The following is a 19,629-nucleotide window of genomic DNA, read 5'->3' on the forward strand; positions in this document are numbered from 1 at the left end:
TGGTGGAGGGGGGAGGATTCGAACCTCCGAAGGCTGAGCCGTCAGATTTACAGTCTGATCCCTTTGGCCACTCGGGAACCCCTCCCAAAAAGCAAGCGACGTAGTTTGATGGAAATTTGACATTGTGTCAATAGCTTACGTCACCCATGATTAAAAAATTTGGGCTTGATCCATTAACCAAAGTGAAACAATTACATAGTAAATTTGAGCAAAATTAAATCAGTATCAGCATGAGGCTAAGTGCTTGATTTCTGTGTTCAGGCGCTACATTCAGCAAACATATTCAATGCAGACCTCTTAAACCAATTGCAGCAGCCCAAATAATGACCCGACTCACCGTGACTTTCTACAAGCCCGTTCCAAATTGGGCCCAACCTAATGCAAGATTCATGTCCAGGTTAACAAACAACAAAGCCATGAATCGTCACTGCGACACACAGCCCGGCAGATACTGCCAACAACTCACTAAATATTTCGGCTAAAATTCAACCAGATCGCTAAAAATTGAATGGGCGTGGGGGTTAGATTAAAAACACCATTAATCGCCTGACCATCAATGATCATCTATTTTGACCGGTACTGAATGCTTGTCTCCCTCATGACTCAGATAGAGCGCCAATCCGATTAAGGCAATACCGGCAGCGAGATACAGCAAATCCAGGGGCGTATCGAATTTCATACTAATTGCATGCTCGAAAAACCGGACAATCAAAATCATTAAAATGACTTTGGCCAGACGGGTCTTCAAATCATCCAGACTATTAATGATCAACACATTCGACGCCGTACCATGGTCATCATCATCAGCGATTATATCAATGCGGCTAATGAAGAGTTCATACAAGCCCAGGGCAAAAATCAACAATACCGCCGCCAATAAATATCCATCAATGATTTCCACGACATGCGTAATGGTTTCGGAACGGAGCGCATTGCGCGCTGCAGTATCCAGTTCCGGTGAAGCATAGCCGATTAAATGCGTGCCCATATAATAGGCATCGACCGTTGCAATAAAAAACATGGCTAACGAGGTAAACAGACTCGCGATGACTGCAAACAAAACTACAAATCGACTTCTCCAGAGAAAACCCTCAAAGGCCGCCTCGGTTCTCGCAAATTTTTTTGTCATTGATTTATTGCCAATCGAAAATATTGGCTTGCAAGTGTACCATCCCTTAAAACGGGACGCCAAACACATTGCGAGAGGGAGGTATGGCTTTAAAGATGAATTAGCCGGCGTTGGCCGCTGTTTTGTCCTGGTCCTGCAACTGCCGCACGGTTTGCTCAAAGGAAGAAGATTGCAACGGAGTGCTGAAATAAAAACCCTGATAGTGGGAACACCCTCTTCCTTGTAGAAACTCAAACTCCTCCTCCGTTTCCACACCTTCAGCAATTACATCAAGCTTTAGATGCGCTGCCATTGCGATAATCGTTTCAACGATAGCTGCATCATTAATATCGTGCGATACATCTCTAATGAATGTTTTATCAATTTTTATTTGATCAAACGGCAAGCGTTTTAAATAGGATAACGAGGAAAATCCGGTACCAAAATCATCCATGGAAAATGACACACCCAGGTCTTTTAACTGATTCATTTTGTCGACCACATCATGTAAATCGTTCAGCAGAACACTTTCAGTCAGCTCCAACTTCAAACTCTGAGGTGGTATATTGCTGTCCTTCAGTGCATCGGCAATTATCGCGACAAAATCATCTTGCTGGATTTGTTTCGGGCTGACATTAACAGCAATGTACTCGCTTCCCTTAAATAGTCCATTATCAAGCCAGGCGGCATATTGTTTAACCGCTGTTTCAATCACCCAGGCACCCATTGCCTGGATCAAATTCATTTCTTCTGCCAATGCGATAAAATCCTTAGGCTCCACAATACCACGCCTGGGATGACTCCAACGTAATAATGCCTCAGCTCCAACCAAACAACCGTCATTACTGAATTGAGGCTGATAATAAAGCACCAGTTCGTTCTTATCGATAGCGACACGCAGCTCTTTCTCCAATTGCAAGCGTTGATCCGCTTCTGCCTGCATGCTGGATTGATAAAAACAGATCGCATTTCTGCCCTTACCTTTTGCGCGATACATCGCTGCATCGGCATGTTTTAACACATCGTCGGCCGTATCATTCTCGAACGGAAACAAGGTAATACCTATACTCGAAGTAAAGTTGAATGAATGGCCTTCCAGCTGGTAGGGCCTAGAAATGGATCCATGAATTTTTTTGGCAATTGTGTTTGCGGTTGCAGTCGCCGTGTTTTTATCCGGCCCCAAATTCGACAGTAATACGACAAACTCATCTCCCCCCAAACGTGAAACGGTATCTTCCACGCGTACATGATGCGACAGACGCTTGGCCATTTGTTGCAACAGGGAATCTCCCACTGCATGCCCCATGGAATCATTCAAGTTCTTAAAATGATCCAGATCTAGAAATAACAATGCGCCATAAATCTGATGTCGACGCGCTGCAGACAGTTCCTGATTCAGGCGATCAAGCATCATACGGCGATTTGGCAAGTTGGTTAAAGCATCATAAAAAGCATGATGCTCAATTAACGCCTGAGTTTGTTTTCGCTCGGTAATATCCTGAAAGGTTGCAACATAATGAGTGACTTCACCGGCGTTGTTTTTAACCGCCGTAATCGTTTGCCATTCGGGATAAATTTCCCCGTTTTTACGCTTATTCCAGATCTCTCCTTCCCATTTACCCGTAGTTTTAATGGAATGCCAGAAAACATCGTAAAAATCTTTCCCATGATGTCCCGACTGCAGCATTTTTGGATTGGCTCCCACCGCTTCTTCCTCGGTGTAACCGGTTATCTGCGTGAATGCCGGATTAACGCGCAGAATAGTACCCTTAACACTGGTGATTAATATGGCTGTATGAGTTTCGAAAGCAGTAGCGGCCAGCTGTAATTCTTCTTCCTTTTGTTTAATAAAAGTAATGTCACTTAAAATGCAGGTAAACACATAGCGCCCGGATAGCCTGGTGCTACTGATCGTTAACTCCATAGGAAATCGTGTGCCGTCTGTACGCTTAGCTTCCACTTCTTCTTTCAACCTGGGTAGCAAATCTACACGATTCGATAACGCACTTTGCAAATACTGCTCTACGCCATGTTGAGAATCACTGTCCAGAAATTCAGTTAAGCGTTTTCCTGGTACTTCATCCGTCGGGATGCCTAGCATCTGTGCTGCCATGGGATTGATCGATTCAATCACCCCGGTGGCACCACACGTTACAACACCCTCTGATACCGTACCTTGTAACGCTTCGTACTGGATTTCAGTTTCCTTCAAGGTATTACGCAAATTGAAATTGCTGGTTAGATAGTCAATGGAACAGGCGAGTAATGCGGGAGTGATATCCTTACGTAAAAAAGATTCCTGGCACTTATCACGCATTGATTGCGGTACAGTGGATGAAACATCAGAATGGGTAATTAGAATAGCGGGTGAATCAATGCCCAAACTGGCCACTTGCTCAACTGATTCGCTACCTGAATTAGCTGGCTCCACGATGGAAACGACAACAACATCGTATTCCAGCCCCTCATTTTCCTTACCAAATTCCTTGCTCAGGAGGCGAGAAGTGACTCTGGAAATTTCCAGTGTAGATTGATTGAGCAACTCAGTTATCTCAGCGCATTCGTGCTGATTGTCACTCACTAATAAAATGTTTTTCGGTACCGCCACCTGGTCTTTCATTGCTAGAACTGGTTTCCCGCATTTACACTGCAAATCTGTATGCGCTATGTTTCTGAAAAATCAGTGAATTTTCACTGTAACAAGACTGCTCTTCCTAAGATGCTAACGGTAATATTTCTTGAAACTTTATAGAGCCCTGCCAACTAATTTATCGGTTTATCCCGCTGCAAGCTTGAAATCAATTTATCCAGCCTCTCAGTATTCGCAGGTGTTTCTATCGAATTTACAAATGCATAAATAATGCCCATAGCAAAAGTAGGTTTTTAAAATAACTAAATTTCAACCACTTATCGTGGAGCTGCAGCAGCACTATAGCTAATTAAGCGGTTATTAATTGAGTAAAAATTAGAAAAAGTTCGAGACAACGTTGCCAACACGCAAAGCTGCCAATGATCAGAAAAGGATTGGATATTAAATGAACTAAGGGGAAGTACTCGTTACTTCTTTTTGAGCTTGCATTGCTTCATTACGCGCTTCAAGGGCAGTTGATCGCGCTTTCTTGTATTCCCCGTTCTCAAGGGCCAATTCAGCGTCTTTTAACAGGGACTCCGCTTTCTGCAAATTGTGCTGAGAATCGGGTTGCGCACCAGCTTCTTTTGCTGCTTGTATGGCCTGACGTGCATCACTCATTTCCTGCACCGGAGCAGACACGCAACCAGAGAGCAGTGATAGCGACCCCATACATACTGCGAATGTGGCGTATTTGAGCTTTGTAAGAATCATTGAAAACCTGTTTAATTACAGAGATCAGTGCATATTATTTGATTTCAAGCTAGCACTCGCGTTGTATAGTGTCAAGGCAATAAAATATTACACACTTTGGCAATATACAGAGGTAAAATCGTCTGAAAAAAGAGGGGATCCCGGCATGTCTGTAACCATTTACCACAATCCACGCTGCACTAAATCAAGGCAAACATTACAGCTAATTGAAAAGAAGAACATTAAGCCCGTAATTGTGGAATACTTGAAAACGCCCCCTTCGAAATCCGAATTAAAACATATTCTGACGATGCTCAACCTGAGTCCTCGCGATGTATTGCGCAAGAAAGAAGCAGAATACAAGGAGCATGGTCTCGATAATATGTCGCTTACCGATGAACAAATCATAGATTTAATGATTGCCCACCCCAGGTTAATAGAACGACCTATTGTCGTCTCGGGTAACAAGGCTGCTCTGGGCCGGCCTCCGGAAAATGTCCTGAAAATAATATGCAGGGAGATATCATAAGTGACTGAAATATTAGTACTTTATTACAGTCGGCATGGCTCAATTGCCGAAATGGCTAAACTGATCGCACGGGGTATTGAGTCTGTACCCGGTGCCCAGGCCCGCATTCGTTCAGTACCACCTGTTTCTACCGTCTGCGAAGCTACGGAAAGCCCCGTACCCGATAAAGGCGCACCTTATGTCAGCCACGATGATTTAAAGCAATGTGCTGCAATTGCACTGGGTAGCCCGGCGCGTTTTGGAAACATGGCCGCACCATTAAAATATTTTCTTGAAACGACGGGGTCACTCTGGTTGTCCGGCACATTGGTGGATAAACCGGCTGCGGTGTTTACCTCTTCATCTTCCATGCATGGTGGCCAGGAAGCCACCCTGCTCTCGATGATGGTGCCGTTGTTGCACCACGGTGCTGTCATTCTAGGTTTGCCCTACACAGATGCAGATTTGTTGCAAACAACTGCCGGAGGAACACCCTATGGTGCCAGTCATGTTGCGGGTGCCAATAATGACCTTCCCATCACGGAAACAGAACAGCGCTTGTGCAATACTCTGGGGAAGCGCCTAGCAAGCATAACCCTGACACTAAATCAGAAAAAACAGTAACATCGCTCCGTTTTGTGAGATACAGATCACAAATTCCCGGTGCTTACATCGAATAACTCATTGTCATAATTTATCATTTTTGTACCACCTCAATGCCCTTGTTGTGGTGTTTAATTTCAATGAGTCCCCTTTTCACAACAAGTTATTGAGGAAATAGTTATGGATACTATTCAGGAAAATGTTATTGCTAAGAATCATCCCATCCCAGCAACGTACTTCCCCCATCTCGCCAAAAGAGCACTCTGGGGTATTTGCCTGAATATTAAGGAGCATGTCATTGCGACCCATCAGGAACTCGCAATATTACGCCGTTGCGCTACAGTGGCCTGCGAAAAACCCAACCAGGTCATTCACGTGGTATCTGCCAATAAAACCAAACACACCAGTTTTATTGTAAAAACACTGATTCATTTTGGCGTTTCCTGCGGACAAATTAGTGTTCGCCCAGCATTAGAAAATGAGTCAACGCCCAATGGCATTTGGTTGTTTGTAGAAGACGGATCATCCACCTGTTAGATATGATCTTTAATAAAAGGTATTGTGAGTCGCCGTTGCTCGCTGAGCGAGGCCTTGTCGAGCCTGTTTAACAGGCTAAACAAATCATTCAGATCCCGGGAGTAACGGCTTAATAAAAACTGCCCCGACTCATCACTTAGCTCCATACCTCGGAGGGAAGCTCTCTTTTGCAACGCCTGAAGTTTATGTGGGTCATCGAGAAATTTGATCTGCAAGGTCAGCCCCCAACCCAGCCGGGATTGCAGATCATTTAATTGCAGGTTCAATTGAGCCGGAGGCTGCGTGCCTGAAATGAGCAGTGGAATATTGTGGTCACGCATGCGATTAAAAAAGTGGAATAACGCCTCTTCCCACTCAGCGTTAGCAGCAATGCTTTGAATGTCGTCAATACATACCAGCGACAACTTTTCCAGCCCATCTAACATTACCGGTGAATACTGATCATTATTTTCCAGATCCAGAAGGGCAACTGGTTTATGCTGCTCTGCATATTGTTGACAAAGCGCCTGTAGCAAGTGGGATTTTCCAGCTCCATGCGCACCCCAAATGTAAATATAATGTTCGTTAACATCCTGACCCAGGCTCTGGATAGCCTGAACAGCCTGTGCGTTATCAGCTACAACGAATGTTTTAAATGTCGCTTCGTTGTTGAACTTAAATCCCAGTGGAATCTGCTGCATTGTATGAAATGATTGATTGAGAAAATGGAATACAATTATTGTGAGCTGTTTTTCAGCCTCAACGCTGTCTACTCGGCTTCCCCTTCCCCCGAAGGCGCTTTATCTTCTTCTTTGCCGTATAGTTCACTTTCAGTATAGACGCCATATATATAACGTAGAATAACCACCGCAACCGCAGCCACAGGTAAAGCTATTAAAATACCAACAAAGCCAAATAGCTGCCCTCCTGCCATGACAGCAAAGATAACTGCTACCGGATGTAATCCAATTTTGTCACCCACCAGCAAGGGTGTTAACACCATACCTTCCAAAGATTGACCGATGGCAAATACAATGGCGACGTAGAGCAAATAAGTTACGTCACCAAATTGCATAATGGCAGCAATACCCGCCAGCAATATACCAACAATAAAACCCAGGTAAGGCACGAAACTTACCAGGCCTGCAATCATACCCACCAACAAGGCCAGGTCCAACCCAACAATCCAGAGCCCAATAGTATATGTGGTGCCCAATGCCACCATTACCATTAGCTGGCCACGCAGAAACTGCCCTAATACCACGTCTGATTCTTTGGCTAACATGCTGATAACAGGTTCCTGTTTACGCGGCAGCAAATGGTGAATTCTCTCCACCAACACATCCCAGTCACGCAGCAAATAAAAGGTAACAACCGGCACCAGTACCAGGTTAGCCAATATGGCCAGCAACGCAAATCCTGACTTTGATACAGTATTTACTATGTAACCAGCGATCCCGCCAACGTCGCGCCAGTGCGTAGTGATACTTTTCTTCACCGTTTCGATATTAAACAAACTGGCGTCAACGTTTAATTTCTGGCTTAAAAATGGCACGACGGTGTTTTGCACCCAGTCAATATACTTGGGGATGTTTGTTATTAATGCTGTAATTTGTTGCTCAATCAGCGGCAATAAAACTAATGGTAAAGACAATACAACCAGGAGGATAACGACAAAGACTACTATCACAGCAGCAGTACGAGAAAGTTTCTTCGCTTCCAGACGATCCACCAGGGGATCACCCAGATAAGCCAACAGCGCACCAATTAAAAATGGCATAAGCACCGGCGACAACAGGTAAATTAATAATCCTGTTGCGACAATACCGGCAAAAAGAAACCATCTAGTAGATGCGGTAATCATTTGAATAAACCGGCCTGCTTAGTTTTATCCCGCGTTTGAATTTTTTGTATTGGCTGCACGTCTGCCCCATACCCAAACATAGTTAATACCGCTGACCAAAGTAGTAGTTGCGACGATGTATTCTAATGCTTCAATAAATAGTTCGGGTAATGAATATGCGCCCAGGGAAAACACCACCACGAGAATTAACAGAATTTGAAAGAAAGTATTCGTCTTACTCATCCATGTTGGCATCATGTCATATTCGCCAATGAGCTCATGATAGGAAATGGCTCCCACCACAATGATCACATCACGAGCCATCACTCCGATAACCAGCCACATGGGGATTTCACCTAACCAGCCCAGGGCAAGATAAGAAAATACCAGCAATAATTTATCGGCAAGAGGATCGAGTATGCTGCCAAGGCGTGTTATCCATTGATTTCGTTTCGCCAGGTAGCCATCCAGACCATCTGAAATGCCCGCAATAAAAAACAACACCAGGGCATAGCTGAACTGGCGCTCTAACAGTAAATAAACAACCGGAATAACCAGCGCAATTCGCAACAGGCTGATGATATTGGGTATATCGCGGGGGGTCACGGTACCAGACGATAGATATGCGCGGTGGTCGGTGCTGTTTCCTGGATTTCTATTTGCTGGCCAGCCTGGAAACCCGGCATGGTACTACTACCCACATTACTGGGATCTGAAGGGGTACCAACGGCTGCCAATACATTCCCCAAACCAATGGTTTGAATAAGGCCTTTGGAATTGCCGCGAATATCGAGTCGATAAGTGACGCTGGTATCATCAACGTGGGTAGGATAGACACCTTTTACCTGCTCCAGTGATTTCAAATATTTCGTAACGCGGGCAAACTGGTCCAGTGATTTAATATCCACCACAGCGACATCAAAAACGCCAGGTGTGGTGCCGTCATAAACTTGAGCATATTTAGAACCCAGGATTTCCAGCGTGCCCAACACCCCCGCGTCTAACAATTGATTTACAAAGGTGCCCTGGGTATTCCAGCTCAGTCCCTGCCCACCTTCGTATAACACCCAGCGACCTTGCCAGTTGTCATTCGCGCTCAGACTTATGCGTCCTACCAGAATAGCTTCTGCCTGATAGCGCATGGATGCCTGAAATACGGGTTCCTGATTATTGTTCCACACGTCGGCAAAAGTGAGTTTCTGCTGGTCTTCGAGATCCAGCAAGGGAAGCACCATGGCCACACCCCGGCGCCTGGTTTCGTTTTCCAGGGCATAACGAATTTCTTCCTGGGAATTACTCCCAATCATATAGCGTGCGCCATCCTGTTCGACGGCTAACCAGATTAGTGTCGACGGACGGGTCCGCCCCCAGACCGGTAAGTTATTCTTTTGCAGCAGCTTGTTAACCGCCCGCACATCGAATTGCATCCAGATTAACTGTGAACCCTGGGCCGCCTCTGTAGATAGATAGCTGTTCTCAGGAATTTTACGGTACCGGTACTGCTGGACATAATTAGCCGGTTTTTCCAGTGCACTGGCCATTTCAGGGAGTGTACCCACATCAGGACGACCGCTGACTTTTGCCAACACCTCAATCAGGGCAGTTTTCATCGCTTCAGAGCGGTGGGATTTCGACTGGTTTGGAACCACTTTTTCAGATTCGTATAAACCCTGAACAACCGCTGCCTGGGTACCGGAAATCCAGAACAGGAGGAAAGTTACTGCTAAAAATTTATCAAATTTGAATGTTTTCATAATACAATTCACGCTATGTGACGGTGGTTAGGATGTCAAGTTTTCAAATGTTGTCTAGATCACATAAATTTACGCATTTTTCAAGGATATGCAAAATATGAATCCAACAGATCAAGCCTCGAAATCATCATTAAGTTACAAGGACGCCGGTGTTGATATCGACGCAGGTAATGAACTGGTTGACAAAATTAAGCCCTATGCAGCAAAAACCAGTCGTCCCGAGGTTTTGGCTGGATTGGGCGGGTTTGGTTCCCTGTTTGAACTGCCTGTGGAACGATATCGCCAGCCGGTGCTCGTGTCCAGTACTGACGGGGTTGGAACCAAACTGAAACTGGCCATGACCATGGGCTGCCACGACACCATTGGTATCGACCTGGTGGCCATGTGTGTTAATGATCTGATTGTCCAGGGCGCCGAGCCCCTGTTTTTCCTCGATTATTATGCCACTGGAAAATTACACGTCGATGTCGCTGCAGATGTCGTCAAGGGTATTGCCGCCGGGTGCGAACTGGCTGGCGCAGCCCTGGTGGGTGGTGAAACCGCCGAAATGCCGGGTATCTACCAGATGGATGAATATGATCTGGCAGGATTTTCAGTAGGCGTCGTTGAGAAAGACGCCATTATCGATGGCCAGAAAGTCGCGCCTGGCGATACATTAATAGGCCTGCAATCGTCCGGCGCCCATTCCAATGGCTACTCACTGATTCGCAAAATTATTGATGTCAGCAACGCTGATTTGTTGGAAAAATTCGCAGGTACAACACTGGGCGAAGCATTGCTGAAGCCAACGCGCATCTATATTAAGCCATTGCTGTCGCTGATGAAATCCGTTGAAGTGCATGCGATGGCGCATATTACTGGCGGTGGACTACTGGAAAACCTGCCACGGGTGTTCCCGGACAACTGTTCAGCTCAGATCAGGAAAGACAGTTGGACGCAACCGCAAATTTTCCAGTGGATCCAGGACAACGGCAACGTTGAAGAAGAAGAAATGTTACGCACTTTTAACTGCGGCATCGGTATGGTCGTGGTAGTCAAAGCAGAGGATGCAGACAAAACCATCCAGCATCTCAAGCAGCAGGGCGAAACGGCATTTGAAATCGGGTCGATCGTCGAACGTGACAACAAAAATGAAAGAGTCACTATCATTTAACAACAACGATCTCCAAACATTGACCAAATTTTTCCTGACCGCTTTGCAACGCAACAAATATCGCCCATGAATCCTCGGCCGTCAGCACAAACCAGATTGCCTGTCGTAGTACTGGTGTCCGGCAATGGCAGCAATCTACAGGCAATTATTGACGCAGCACAGCAGGATTTACCCATAGAAATTCGAGTGGTCATCAGCGATCGTGAAAAAGCCTATGGCCTGACACGCGCCGAACAGGCTGGCATAAAAACGAAGGTCATAAAAGCGGATAAAAATATGTCTCGTGAGGATTATGATCGCCGACTGCAAGAATGCATCGATGCCTATCAACCGGGCCTCATTGTATTAGCAGGCTTCATGCGCATCTTGTCTGACAATTTTGTAAAACGCTATTCTGGAATGATGATTAATATTCATCCTTCGTTATTACCAAAGTTTCGCGGTCTTAACACACATCAACGCGCTATCGACGCCAAAGAGGTTCAACACGGAGCCACGGTACATTTTGTCACGCCGGAACTGGATGGCGGACCCGCTATATTGCAGGCACAAGTACCCGTGCAACAAGGTGATACCGCAGAAAAGCTCGCTAATCGCGTATTACAGCGAGAACACCAAATCTATCCCCTCGCTATCCGTTGGTATGCGGAGTCGCGCCTGGAATTTCGGGACAACCAGGTGTACCTGGACAACCAATTGCTAACAGAACCGGTTCAATTTCCGGTGGAACCTAACAGTAATCCACTAGCCTAATTAGAAATAAAGCGATTTAAGCCTGTTTCGTCAGAAATCTGTAAAATTTACCCTTTAAAAACTCGCCTTTAAATGCTTGATAGTTAATACTTAAAGCATAATGTTTAAAAGGACACGCTGTGAGTTTTGACAAGTCACAACGACTGACTAATACCAATGCTTCAATAAGAGTTTCCACCAGTAGTATCTGGTGTCTTGCCTTGCGGTGGTCTTCAATATTTTCGGTTCTGTTCTCCTTTCATTCGTTTGCGACTGCTGCACAAGTACCAACACCCTTCACAGCACATTACCAGGTTACCAAGGGTGTTATGTCAGTAGGCAGCACTAAAAGAACCTTGCACGACAAAGGTAATGGCCAATTTATGTTTGAGTCAGTAACCAAACCAGGTGGCATTGCGAAACTATTCACCCGCGGGAAAGTCGTCGAACGCAGTCATTGGCGCTTGCACAACAACAAACTCGTACCTCATGAATACACCTACCAGAACAGCAGTGAACAAAAACGCAATGTGAAACTGCTATTCGACTGGGAAAAATACCAGGTCACCAATATTATCAATGGTGATCCCTGGAAAATGGATCTGGAAGAAAACACGCTGGATAAATTGCTCTACCAACTCGCTATTATGTATGACCTCAGTGAGGGTAAAAATAACTTAAATTACAAGGTGGCCGATGGTGGCGTCATGAAATCTTATGATATTAAAATTACCGGCATTGAAAGGGTTTCAATTGACCTGGGGGACTTTGACACAGTAAAAGTCGTGGTCAGTAAGAGTAAACGGCAAACCACCCTGTGGTGCGCAAAAGAATTGCAGTTTCTTCCCGTACGTATTGAACAGCGAAAAAAAGAAGATGATGGTCCTGTGACAGCCAATCTCATCGAACTGGAAGGTATTCCACTCCCCAACAGGAAAGTCTACGAAACAGATGCAAAACCTTAGGCTTTGGGTAAAGTGACGCCCTGTTGCCCCTGGTATTTCCCGCCTCGATCTTTATAAGATGTTTCGCAAACTTCATCAGACTCAAGAAACAATACCTGCGCGACGCCTTCGTTCGCATAAATCTTTGCAGGTAATGGTGTGGTATTGGAGAATTCCAATGTCACATGACCTTCCCATTCCGGTTCCAGTGGTGTCACGTTCACGATAATGCCGCAACGGGCATATGTGGACTTACCTAAACAAATAGTTAACACATTACGCGGAATGCGAAAATATTCTACGGTGCGGGCCAACGCAAACGAGTTGGGCGGAATAATGCAAACGTCAGATTTAACGTCGACAAAACTGTTGTCATCAAAATTCTTGGGATCAACAATTGCAGAGTTGATATTGGTAAAAATTTTAAATTCGTCGGCACAACGTATATCGTAACCATAGCTTGAGGTGCCATAGGAAATGATTCGTCCTTGCTCACTCTCACGAACCTGGCCGGGCTCGAACGGATCAATCATCGCCTGGGTTTCTACCATACGGCGAATCCAATGGTCGGATTTAATGCTCATTAATACCTGTCCCCTGTTACGCCGTTAGTGCGTTACTTCAACCAACGATCCTTCTTGTCAATAAATAGTTGTAATTAAAAGTTGTGATTAAACGACATTGAATACTAGTTGTTTTGTATCACAATATTGGGGAACTTCGCACTATATTCTTTGGCCCTCAGCGATAACTTGGCTGCCGTGCGTCGTGCGATTTCGCGATAAATTTGCGAAATTCGATCTTCCGGATCAACGGCGACCGTCGGATGACCACTATCGACTTCTTCACGAATCTTTTTATCCAGCGGTAATGCACCCAAAAAATCCACGTCATACTGCTCAGACATGTTTTGGCCACCGCCGGTACCAAAGATATGTTCCTCATGGCCGCACTGGCTGCAGATATGGATACTCATGTTTTCGATAATACCTAAAACATGCACGTCCACTTTTTCAAACATTTTGAGTGCCTTGCGGGCATCCAGCAAAGCAATATCCTGCGGCGTAGTAACAATCACGGCTCCACTCACGGGTACTTTTTGCGCCAGGGTAAGTTGAATATCCCCCGTGCCTGGCGGTAAATCAATGATCAAATAATCAACATCAACCCAATTGGTATCGTTGAGCAATTGCTCCAGCGCCTGGGTGACCATGGGACCGCGCCAGATCATGGGTGTTTCTTCATCGATCAGGTAACCAATCGACATGGACTGTATGCCGTGACCGATTAATGGCTCCAGGCTTTTCCCATCTTTGGAATCGGGTTTTTGATCGACACCCAGCATGCGGGGTTGACTGGGCCCATAAATATCCGCATCAAGAATACCCACGCTGGCGCCCTCTGCGGCCAGGGCCACCGCCAAATTCACTGCAGTGGTTGATTTTCCGACACCGCCCTTACCGGATGCTATGGCGATGATATTCTTAACCTGATTAATGGGTTTCACCCCTTTTTGGGTGGTATGAGCTTCAATTTTGGTGTCGATATTGACGGTAACAGCGGATACGCCGTCCACAGCGCCAACCACTTCGTTCAGTTTTGCTGTTAACTCCGCGTGGTGACCTTTGGCAGGAAATCCCAACTGGACATCAATTGTGACCTTGCCGTTGTCTTCCGCGATATTCTTGACTGCCTTGGCAGATACGAGATCAGACTCCATATACGGATCAATGTATTGTTTGATCGCAGCTTCGATCTGATCGCGTGAAATACTGGACATAGCAAAACTCCTTGAAGTTAGCACAAACGTAAGATGTAAGTTTTTCGCATATTGGTCATGGGTGCTTTCAGGCTGAATCATCTATAGCCTGCCTGAGTTGTCTTTCGAATCTTCCCCAATAAGCATCCCAATGCCTGAGAAAATGGGGCCAAGTTTACACGATTTAAACCCTTATCGTAATATTCTTGTATAATCATATATCTGCTGAGCTTTACCCGGTAAAATCTGTGCAACCAAGCACTTAGCGAGCAAATTTATTCTCAGCAATCGTTTTTTATCACCACACAATAAACTGACAATATATAGTTGCATGACAGACACAAAACGAAAAATTCTAGTAACCAGCGCCTTACCCTATGCCAATGGCTCAATCCATATTGGCCACCTGGTGGAATACATTCAGACCGACATTTGGGTGCGTTTTCAAAAAATGCGCGGGCTGCAGTGTACTTATGTCTGCGCCGATGATGCCCACGGCACACCCATTATGCTGCGCGCCCAATCGGAAGGCATTACCCCAGAAGAGCTAGTTGCGCGGATTCATAAAGAACATCAAGCGGATTTTGCTGACTTTCATGTCGCTTTTGACAATTACTACACCACACACTCTGATGAGAATCGTGAACTCGCAGAAACCATCTACGCACGCCTGAAACAAAACGGCCATATAAGTTCCAGGGTTATTACCCAGCTCTACGACCCGGACAAGGAAATGTTTCTACCCGACCGGTTTGTTAAAGGCACCTGCCCCAAGTGTAAATCGGAGGATCAATATGGTGACAATTGCGAGGTATGCGGCAGCACCTATAGCCCCACCGAATTAATCAATCCTAAATCGGCAGTGTCCGGGGCAACCCCCATTGAAAAAGAATCCGAGCACTTCTTTTTCAGGCTGCCGGATTTTGAAGACATGCTAAAAACCTGGTTACACGCAGGTCATTTGCAGGACGAAGTCGCAAACAAACTGGATGAATGGTTTGAAATTGGTTTGCAGGAATGGGACATCTCGCGTGACAGCCCTTACTTTGGCTTTGAGATTCCAGACTCACCCGGGAAGTATTTCTATGTATGGCTGGATGCGCCGATGGGTTATTTCGCGAGCTTCAAGCATTTATGTGACCAACGCGATGACCTGGATTTTGTCGAATATTTAACGGCAGATAGTAAAACCGAGCTTTACCACTTTATAGGTAAAGACATTATTCGCTTCCACGCGTTATTCTGGCCAGCAGTATTGGCAGGTTCCGGATTCCGTACACCCACTGCGGTTTATGCCCATGGCTTCCTGACGATCAACGGGCAAAAGATGTCAAAATCGCGCGGCACATTTATTAATGCGCGCAATTATCTTGATCACTTAAACCCGGAGTATTTACGCTATTACTTCGCGGCAAAGTTAACCAGCCGCATTGATGACCTGGATCTTAACCTGGAAGACTTTGCATTTCGCGTGAATGCAGACCTGGTTGGGAAAGTGGTGAACATTGCCAGCCGTTGCGCAGGCTTTATCAGCAAACGATTTGATAACACGTTAGCGAAACAACAGGCGCACGGCGATCTTTACCAGTCTTTTGTTGACGCTGGAAAGAATATTATTGATTTGTACGAAGCCCGGGAATTCAGTCACGCTATGCGTGAAATCATGGCACTGGCCGATAAAGCCAACCAGTTTATTGATGAAAACAAGCCCTGGGTACTGGCCAGGGAAGAAGGTAAAGAGCAAGAGGTACTGGATATCTGCAGCACGGGATTAAACCTGTTTAAAGTACTCATTGCGTATTTAAAACCCGTACTGCCAGTTATGGCAAGCAATGTCGAAGCGTTTTTAAATGTCGAGCCTTTCAACTGGGATAATTACCAGGAACCGTTAATTAACCACAAGATTAAGAAATTTAAACCGTTAATGACACGCGTTGAACAGGAAAAAATTGACGCCATGTTAAATGATGCAGCCAGACAAACCGCCAGCAACGCACCAAAACCGGCTTCAAGCCAAACGGGATCAAACATGGAACCGATTGCAGAAACCATTCAATATGACGACTTCGCCAAACTGGATTTACGTATCGCGAAAATAGTGGATGCAAAAGCAGTAGAAGGCGCTGATAAACTATTACAGTTGACACTGGATATCGGTGACGAGACACGCAATGTCTTTGCGGGTATCAAATCCGCATACCAGCCGGATGACTTAATAGGTAAACATACCGTTATGGTCGCCAACCTCGCCCCACGGAAAATGCGCTTTGGCGTATCGGAAGGCATGGTACTGGCTGCTGGACCCGGTGGGAAAGACCTATGGATTTTACAGCCTGATCCTGGCGCGCAACCTGGCATGCGAGTTAAGTAAGTTCAGCCACATAAATACCGGACTGACTTCATAATTATTTGTCATCATCCTGGTCGCACTGACCAATGTAGTCCAGCAAGGATCCGATACGTCACACGATCAATGATATGAAAGAATATTTCTTAATATTGTTATCTACGGTACTGGTCAACAATTTCGTGTTGGTACAGTTCCTTGGCCTGTGTCCGTTTATGGGAGTATCCCGCAAACTGGAAACTGCGACTGGCATGGCACTCGCCACTACCTTTGTACTGACGCTATCCTCTGCGTGCAGTTACCTGGTGAATGCCTATATTCTGGAACCCCTTGATATTGTCTACCTGCGGACAATCGCATTTATTTTAGTCATAGCCGTGGTCGTGCAATTGACCGAAATGTTTGTACATAAAACCAGCCCTATCCTGTATCGCGTGCTGGGGATTTTTCTACCACTGATCACTACCAACTGCGCTGTGTTAGGCGTGGCATTATTAAATATTCGCCAGGACCATTCGTTTATGGAATCTCTGCTTTATGGATTTGGTGCTTCGGTTGGGTTTTCACTGGTACTTATTCTATTTGCCGGTATGCGAGAACGCATTACCGTCAGTGATGTACCGGAAACATTTAAGGGACCTGCCATTGCACTGATTACAGCGGGCTTGATGTCGCTGGCGTTTATGGGATTTTCAGGACTGGATTAATGGTTACCGCTATTGTCGCATTAGCCGTTCTTGCCGTGATCTTTGGCCTGGCCCTGGGATATGCCGCCATTCGTTTTAAAGTCGAAGGCGACCCGTTGGTGGAAAAAATTGATGCCATATTGCCGCAAACGCAATGCGGCCAATGCACCTATCCCGGATGCCGACCATACGCCGAGGCTATTGCCAAAGGTGAAGCAGATATTAACCAATGCCCGCCTGGTGGCGAAACTACCATAATTGCACTGGCGGATTTACTGGGTCGCGATCCCAAACCACTCAACCCTGAGCACGGAGAAGAAAAAGCCAAACGTGTTGCGATCATTGACGAGCAGATATGCATAGGATGCACGCTTTGCATTCAGGCATGCCCGGTGGATGCCATATTGGGCGCCGCCAAGCAAATGCACACCGTTATAGAAGACGAATGTACCGGTTGTGATTTATGCCTCCCACCCTGCCCCGTGGATTGCATTGAGATGGTAGAAATTAAACCCACTACCGAAACCTGGACCTGGGACTTCCCGGACAGCTTACCAGACAACCTGGCATCGTTGGCCAATCGAGTGGAACCAGCCAGTTCAAACAATGGTGAAACCAGTTCGCCTTCGGATGACTCATCATCGAAGAAAACGGGTACCGAAGCATGATGCGCCGCCTGTTTAATTTTTCAGGTGGCGTGCGATTAAGAGAACACAAGCGTGTATCAACTTCGTCACCGGTGACACGCGCCACCTTACCAGAAAAAATTATTTTGCCGCTGCATCAGCATATAGGTACGCCTGCCAAACCGGTTGTTAATGTTGGCGACCAGGTGCTAAAAGGACAAATCATTGCCAAAGCGGGTAACAATATAAGTGCACCCATCCATGCCACGACATCCGGGACAGTAACTGCTATTGAAGACTATCCAATTCCCCATCCTTCAGGTTTACCGGCACCCTGTATCATCATAAAGACCGACGGAAAAGATAAAACCATTAGTAGTTTCGGACAATCGCGAGATTCCAGTTCCCTGACGGCCGAACAACTGCACGAAGAAATCAAACAGGCAGGCATCGTTGGACTGGGCGGCGCCGGGTTTCCCAGCTATTTGAAACTGGAAAACAAAGACAAAAAAATTACCACGCTGATATTAAATGGCGTGGAATGCGAACCTTATATCACCTGCGACCAGATGTTAATGCGCGAACACCCGGTCGAGATCGTTAAAGGCTTGAAGATCATGCAGCGAGCCCTGCAGATCGACCACTGCATTATTGCCATTGAGAACAATAAACCAAAAGAACTGCAACTAATGCAGGAAGCGATATATGAGGCGGACGCTGATCATGTCGAAGTCGTACAGGTGCCAACTGTTTACCCAGCGGGTGGTGAAAAACAGTTAATACAAATGTTGACCAACCAGGAAGTGCCCAGCCAGGGATTGCCAATGGACATTGGTATAGTATGCCATAACGTCGGCACTGCTTACGCCGTGCTACGCGCCATAGAACACAGCGAACCATTAATTTCGCGCTACATTACCGTTGCCGGCAGTGTCGCCAAAGCAAAGGTACTTGAAGTATTAATTGGTACGCCGGTCAGCCATTTAATTGAAGAATGTGGTGGAAACCGTAAAACCTTAAGTCGCGTCATTATGGGTGGGCCCATGATGGGATTTGCGCTGCATGATGATGAAGTTCCGGTAGTAAAAACCACCAACTGTATTCTGGTTAACTCGGTTACTGGAGACGTCCCCTTACCATCTCGCAGCAACACCGCAATGCCCTGCATCCGCTGTGGTGCCTGCGCTGAAGCCTGCCCAGCCGGCCTGCTTCCACAACAACTATATTGGTATGCACGCGCCAAGGAGTTCGACAAAGTACAGGACTATAACCTGTTTGATTGTATAGAATGTGGTTGCTGCGACTACGTTTGCCCCAGCGCCATTCCGCTGGTGCAATACTACCGTTATGCCAAATCAACGATCTGGCAACAGGAGAAAGAAAAAACGTTTTCTGATGTTTCTCGACAACGACACGAGTTCCATAATTACCGTATCGAACGAGAAAAGAAAGAACGTGAGCTACGCCATAAGCAAAAACGCAAGGTAGTAGAAAAAACCAGTAGCCAGGATGATAAAAAAGCGGCTATTCAGGCAGCCATGGAACGGGTACGAAAAAAACGAGAGCAGGAACACGTGCAGCCACAAAACATCGACAACCTGACAGAACAACAACAGAAGCTTATTGAAGAAGTGGAAGCGCGGCGCAAAAAGAAACTGGAAGACATACAAAACGACAACTAAACGTTACTACGTGTTAAATTACGTGTCCTGGAAAGTATACAAGCAA

At 45.9% G+C, this 19,629-nt stretch carries 19 protein-coding genes and 1 tRNA gene; 10 read left to right on the forward strand and 10 right to left on the reverse strand.

Annotated elements, in window-relative coordinates; all coding sequences use genetic code 11:
• From ACWVCM_RS03730 to ACWVCM_RS03745, 4 genes are all read right to left on the reverse strand, one after another.
• A tRNA-Tyr gene (locus ACWVCM_RS03730) sits at positions 1-85 on the reverse strand.
• Between the two features lie 468 nt (positions 86-553).
• Positions 554-1,129: a YqhA family protein gene (locus tag ACWVCM_RS03735; protein ID WP_455200369.1), complete on the reverse strand. Its 576-nt coding sequence runs from the start codon at positions 1,127-1,129 to the stop codon at positions 554-556.
• Between the two features lie 100 nt (positions 1,130-1,229).
• On the reverse strand, positions 1,230-3,728 hold the full coding sequence (locus tag ACWVCM_RS03740; protein ID WP_455200370.1) for an EAL domain-containing protein: 2,499 nt from the start codon (positions 3,726-3,728) through the stop codon (positions 1,230-1,232).
• 420 nt (positions 3,729-4,148) lie between these two features.
• Entirely contained in the window at positions 4,149-4,409 is a 261-nt protein-coding gene (locus tag ACWVCM_RS03745) for a DUF4398 domain-containing protein (protein WP_455200371.1), read from the reverse strand.
• 187 nt (positions 4,410-4,596) lie between these two features.
• Between ACWVCM_RS03745 and arsC the strand changes: the two genes are divergently transcribed.
• The 3 genes from arsC (at position 4,597) to ACWVCM_RS03760 (ending at position 6,078) form a co-directional block, all read left to right on the forward strand.
• Positions 4,597-4,959 (forward strand): arsenate reductase (glutaredoxin), encoded by a 363-nt coding sequence (gene arsC / locus ACWVCM_RS03750; protein ID WP_455200372.1) that lies wholly within the window; start codon positions 4,597-4,599, stop codon positions 4,957-4,959.
• The gene (wrbA, locus tag ACWVCM_RS03755; RefSeq protein ID WP_455200373.1) at positions 4,960-5,562 is read left to right on the forward strand and encodes an NAD(P)H:quinone oxidoreductase; all 603 of its coding nucleotides are present in this window, start codon (positions 4,960-4,962) and stop codon (positions 5,560-5,562) included. It abuts the gene before it with no gap.
• A 159-nt stretch (positions 5,563-5,721) separates the two neighbouring features.
• Positions 5,722-6,078, forward strand: a complete 357-nt coding sequence (locus ACWVCM_RS03760; protein WP_455200374.1) for a hypothetical protein — start codon at positions 5,722-5,724, stop codon at positions 6,076-6,078.
• Here ACWVCM_RS03760 and hda read toward each other — a convergent pair.
• From hda to ACWVCM_RS03780, 4 genes are all read right to left on the reverse strand, one after another.
• On the reverse strand, positions 6,075-6,758 hold the full coding sequence (hda, locus tag ACWVCM_RS03765) for a DnaA regulatory inactivator Hda (RefSeq protein WP_455200375.1): 684 nt from the start codon (positions 6,756-6,758) through the stop codon (positions 6,075-6,077). The two genes, ACWVCM_RS03760 and hda, sit on opposite strands and share 4 nt — an antisense overlap.
• Before the next feature lie 68 nt (positions 6,759-6,826).
• Entirely contained in the window at positions 6,827-7,921 is a 1,095-nt protein-coding gene (locus ACWVCM_RS03770; protein ID WP_455200376.1) for an AI-2E family transporter, read from the reverse strand.
• Between the two features lie 24 nt (positions 7,922-7,945).
• Positions 7,946-8,506 (reverse strand): CDP-alcohol phosphatidyltransferase family protein, encoded by a 561-nt coding sequence (locus ACWVCM_RS03775; RefSeq protein ID WP_455200377.1) that lies wholly within the window; start codon positions 8,504-8,506, stop codon positions 7,946-7,948.
• Positions 8,503-9,654 (reverse strand): DUF2066 domain-containing protein, encoded by a 1,152-nt coding sequence (locus ACWVCM_RS03780; protein ID WP_455200378.1) that lies wholly within the window; start codon positions 9,652-9,654, stop codon positions 8,503-8,505. The genes ACWVCM_RS03775 and ACWVCM_RS03780 overlap by 4 nt, the downstream gene beginning before the upstream one ends.
• Positions 9,655-9,751: 97 nt before the next feature.
• On the opposite strand from ACWVCM_RS03780, the gene purM reads away from it, so the two are divergent.
• The 3 genes from purM (at position 9,752) to ACWVCM_RS03795 (ending at position 12,504) form a co-directional block, all read left to right on the forward strand.
• Positions 9,752-10,807 (forward strand): phosphoribosylformylglycinamidine cyclo-ligase, encoded by a 1,056-nt coding sequence (gene purM / locus ACWVCM_RS03785; protein WP_455200379.1) that lies wholly within the window; start codon positions 9,752-9,754, stop codon positions 10,805-10,807.
• Between the two features lie 66 nt (positions 10,808-10,873).
• On the forward strand, positions 10,874-11,560 hold the full coding sequence (gene purN, locus ACWVCM_RS03790; protein WP_455200380.1) for a phosphoribosylglycinamide formyltransferase: 687 nt from the start codon (positions 10,874-10,876) through the stop codon (positions 11,558-11,560).
• 119 nt (positions 11,561-11,679) lie between these two features.
• Positions 11,680-12,504, forward strand: a complete 825-nt coding sequence (locus tag ACWVCM_RS03795) for a DUF3108 domain-containing protein (protein WP_455200381.1) — start codon at positions 11,680-11,682, stop codon at positions 12,502-12,504.
• Here the strand turns inward: ACWVCM_RS03795 and dcd are convergent.
• Together dcd and apbC are read right to left on the reverse strand one after the other, a co-directional pair.
• Positions 12,501-13,067: a dCTP deaminase gene (dcd, locus tag ACWVCM_RS03800; protein WP_455200382.1), complete on the reverse strand. Its 567-nt coding sequence runs from the start codon at positions 13,065-13,067 to the stop codon at positions 12,501-12,503. The genes ACWVCM_RS03795 and dcd overlap by 4 nt on opposite strands.
• 104 nt (positions 13,068-13,171) lie before the next feature.
• Entirely contained in the window at positions 13,172-14,263 is a 1,092-nt protein-coding gene (gene apbC, locus ACWVCM_RS03805; RefSeq protein ID WP_455200383.1) for an iron-sulfur cluster carrier protein ApbC, read from the reverse strand.
• A gap of 310 nt (positions 14,264-14,573) precedes the next feature.
• Here apbC and metG point away from each other — a divergent pair, with 310 nt between their 5' ends.
• The 4 genes from metG to rsxC all read left to right on the forward strand — a co-directional run bounded on the left by metG (position 14,574) and on the right by rsxC (position 19,583).
• Positions 14,574-16,613, forward strand: coding sequence for a methionine--tRNA ligase (gene metG, locus ACWVCM_RS03810; protein WP_455200384.1), 2,040 nt, complete (start codon positions 14,574-14,576; stop codon positions 16,611-16,613).
• Between the two features lie 107 nt (positions 16,614-16,720).
• Positions 16,721-17,296, forward strand: coding sequence for an electron transport complex subunit RsxA (gene rsxA, locus ACWVCM_RS03815; RefSeq protein ID WP_455200385.1), 576 nt, complete (start codon positions 16,721-16,723; stop codon positions 17,294-17,296).
• On the forward strand, positions 17,296-17,943 hold the full coding sequence (gene rsxB, locus ACWVCM_RS03820) for an electron transport complex subunit RsxB (RefSeq protein ID WP_455200386.1): 648 nt from the start codon (positions 17,296-17,298) through the stop codon (positions 17,941-17,943). The genes rsxA and rsxB overlap by 1 nt, the downstream gene beginning before the upstream one ends.
• On the forward strand, positions 17,940-19,583 hold the full coding sequence (gene rsxC, locus ACWVCM_RS03825) for an electron transport complex subunit RsxC (RefSeq protein WP_455200387.1): 1,644 nt from the start codon (positions 17,940-17,942) through the stop codon (positions 19,581-19,583). Before rsxB ends, rsxC begins: the two co-directional genes overlap by 4 nt.
• The last annotated feature ends 46 nt before the right edge of the window (positions 19,584-19,629 follow it).

The organism is Kaarinaea lacus (assembly GCF_975902315.1).

Excerpts from the sequence above, each read along its gene's own strand:
- ACWVCM_RS03735 (WP_455200369.1), bottom strand. The coding sequence starts at position 1,129 with ATGACAAAAAAATTTGCGAGAACCGAGGCGGCCTTTGAGGGTTTTCTC.
- ACWVCM_RS03740 (WP_455200370.1), bottom strand. The coding sequence starts at position 3,728 with ATGAAAGACCAGGTGGCGGTACCGAAAAACATTTTATTAGTGAGTGAC.
- ACWVCM_RS03745 (WP_455200371.1), bottom strand. The coding sequence starts at position 4,409 with ATGGGGTCGCTATCACTGCTCTCTGGTTGCGTGTCTGCTCCGGTGCAG.
- arsC (WP_455200372.1), top strand. The coding sequence starts at position 4,597 with ATGTCTGTAACCATTTACCACAATCCACGCTGCACTAAATCAAGGCAA.
- ACWVCM_RS03760 (WP_455200374.1), top strand. The coding sequence starts at position 5,722 with ATGGATACTATTCAGGAAAATGTTATTGCTAAGAATCATCCCATCCCA.
- hda (WP_455200375.1), bottom strand. The coding sequence starts at position 6,758 with ATGCAGCAGATTCCACTGGGATTTAAGTTCAACAACGAAGCGACATTT.
- ACWVCM_RS03770 (WP_455200376.1), bottom strand. The coding sequence starts at position 7,921 with ATGATTACCGCATCTACTAGATGGTTTCTTTTTGCCGGTATTGTCGCA.
- ACWVCM_RS03780 (WP_455200378.1), bottom strand. The coding sequence starts at position 9,654 with ATGAAAACATTCAAATTTGATAAATTTTTAGCAGTAACTTTCCTCCTG.
- purM (WP_455200379.1), top strand. The coding sequence starts at position 9,752 with ATGAATCCAACAGATCAAGCCTCGAAATCATCATTAAGTTACAAGGAC.
- purN (WP_455200380.1), top strand. The coding sequence starts at position 10,874 with ATGAATCCTCGGCCGTCAGCACAAACCAGATTGCCTGTCGTAGTACTG.
- dcd (WP_455200382.1), bottom strand. The coding sequence starts at position 13,067 with ATGAGCATTAAATCCGACCATTGGATTCGCCGTATGGTAGAAACCCAG.
- apbC (WP_455200383.1), bottom strand. The coding sequence starts at position 14,263 with ATGTCCAGTATTTCACGCGATCAGATCGAAGCTGCGATCAAACAATAC.
- metG (WP_455200384.1), top strand. The coding sequence starts at position 14,574 with ATGACAGACACAAAACGAAAAATTCTAGTAACCAGCGCCTTACCCTAT.
- rsxA (WP_455200385.1), top strand. The coding sequence starts at position 16,721 with ATGAAAGAATATTTCTTAATATTGTTATCTACGGTACTGGTCAACAAT.
- rsxB (WP_455200386.1), top strand. The coding sequence starts at position 17,296 with ATGGTTACCGCTATTGTCGCATTAGCCGTTCTTGCCGTGATCTTTGGC.
- rsxC (WP_455200387.1), top strand. The coding sequence starts at position 17,940 with ATGATGCGCCGCCTGTTTAATTTTTCAGGTGGCGTGCGATTAAGAGAA.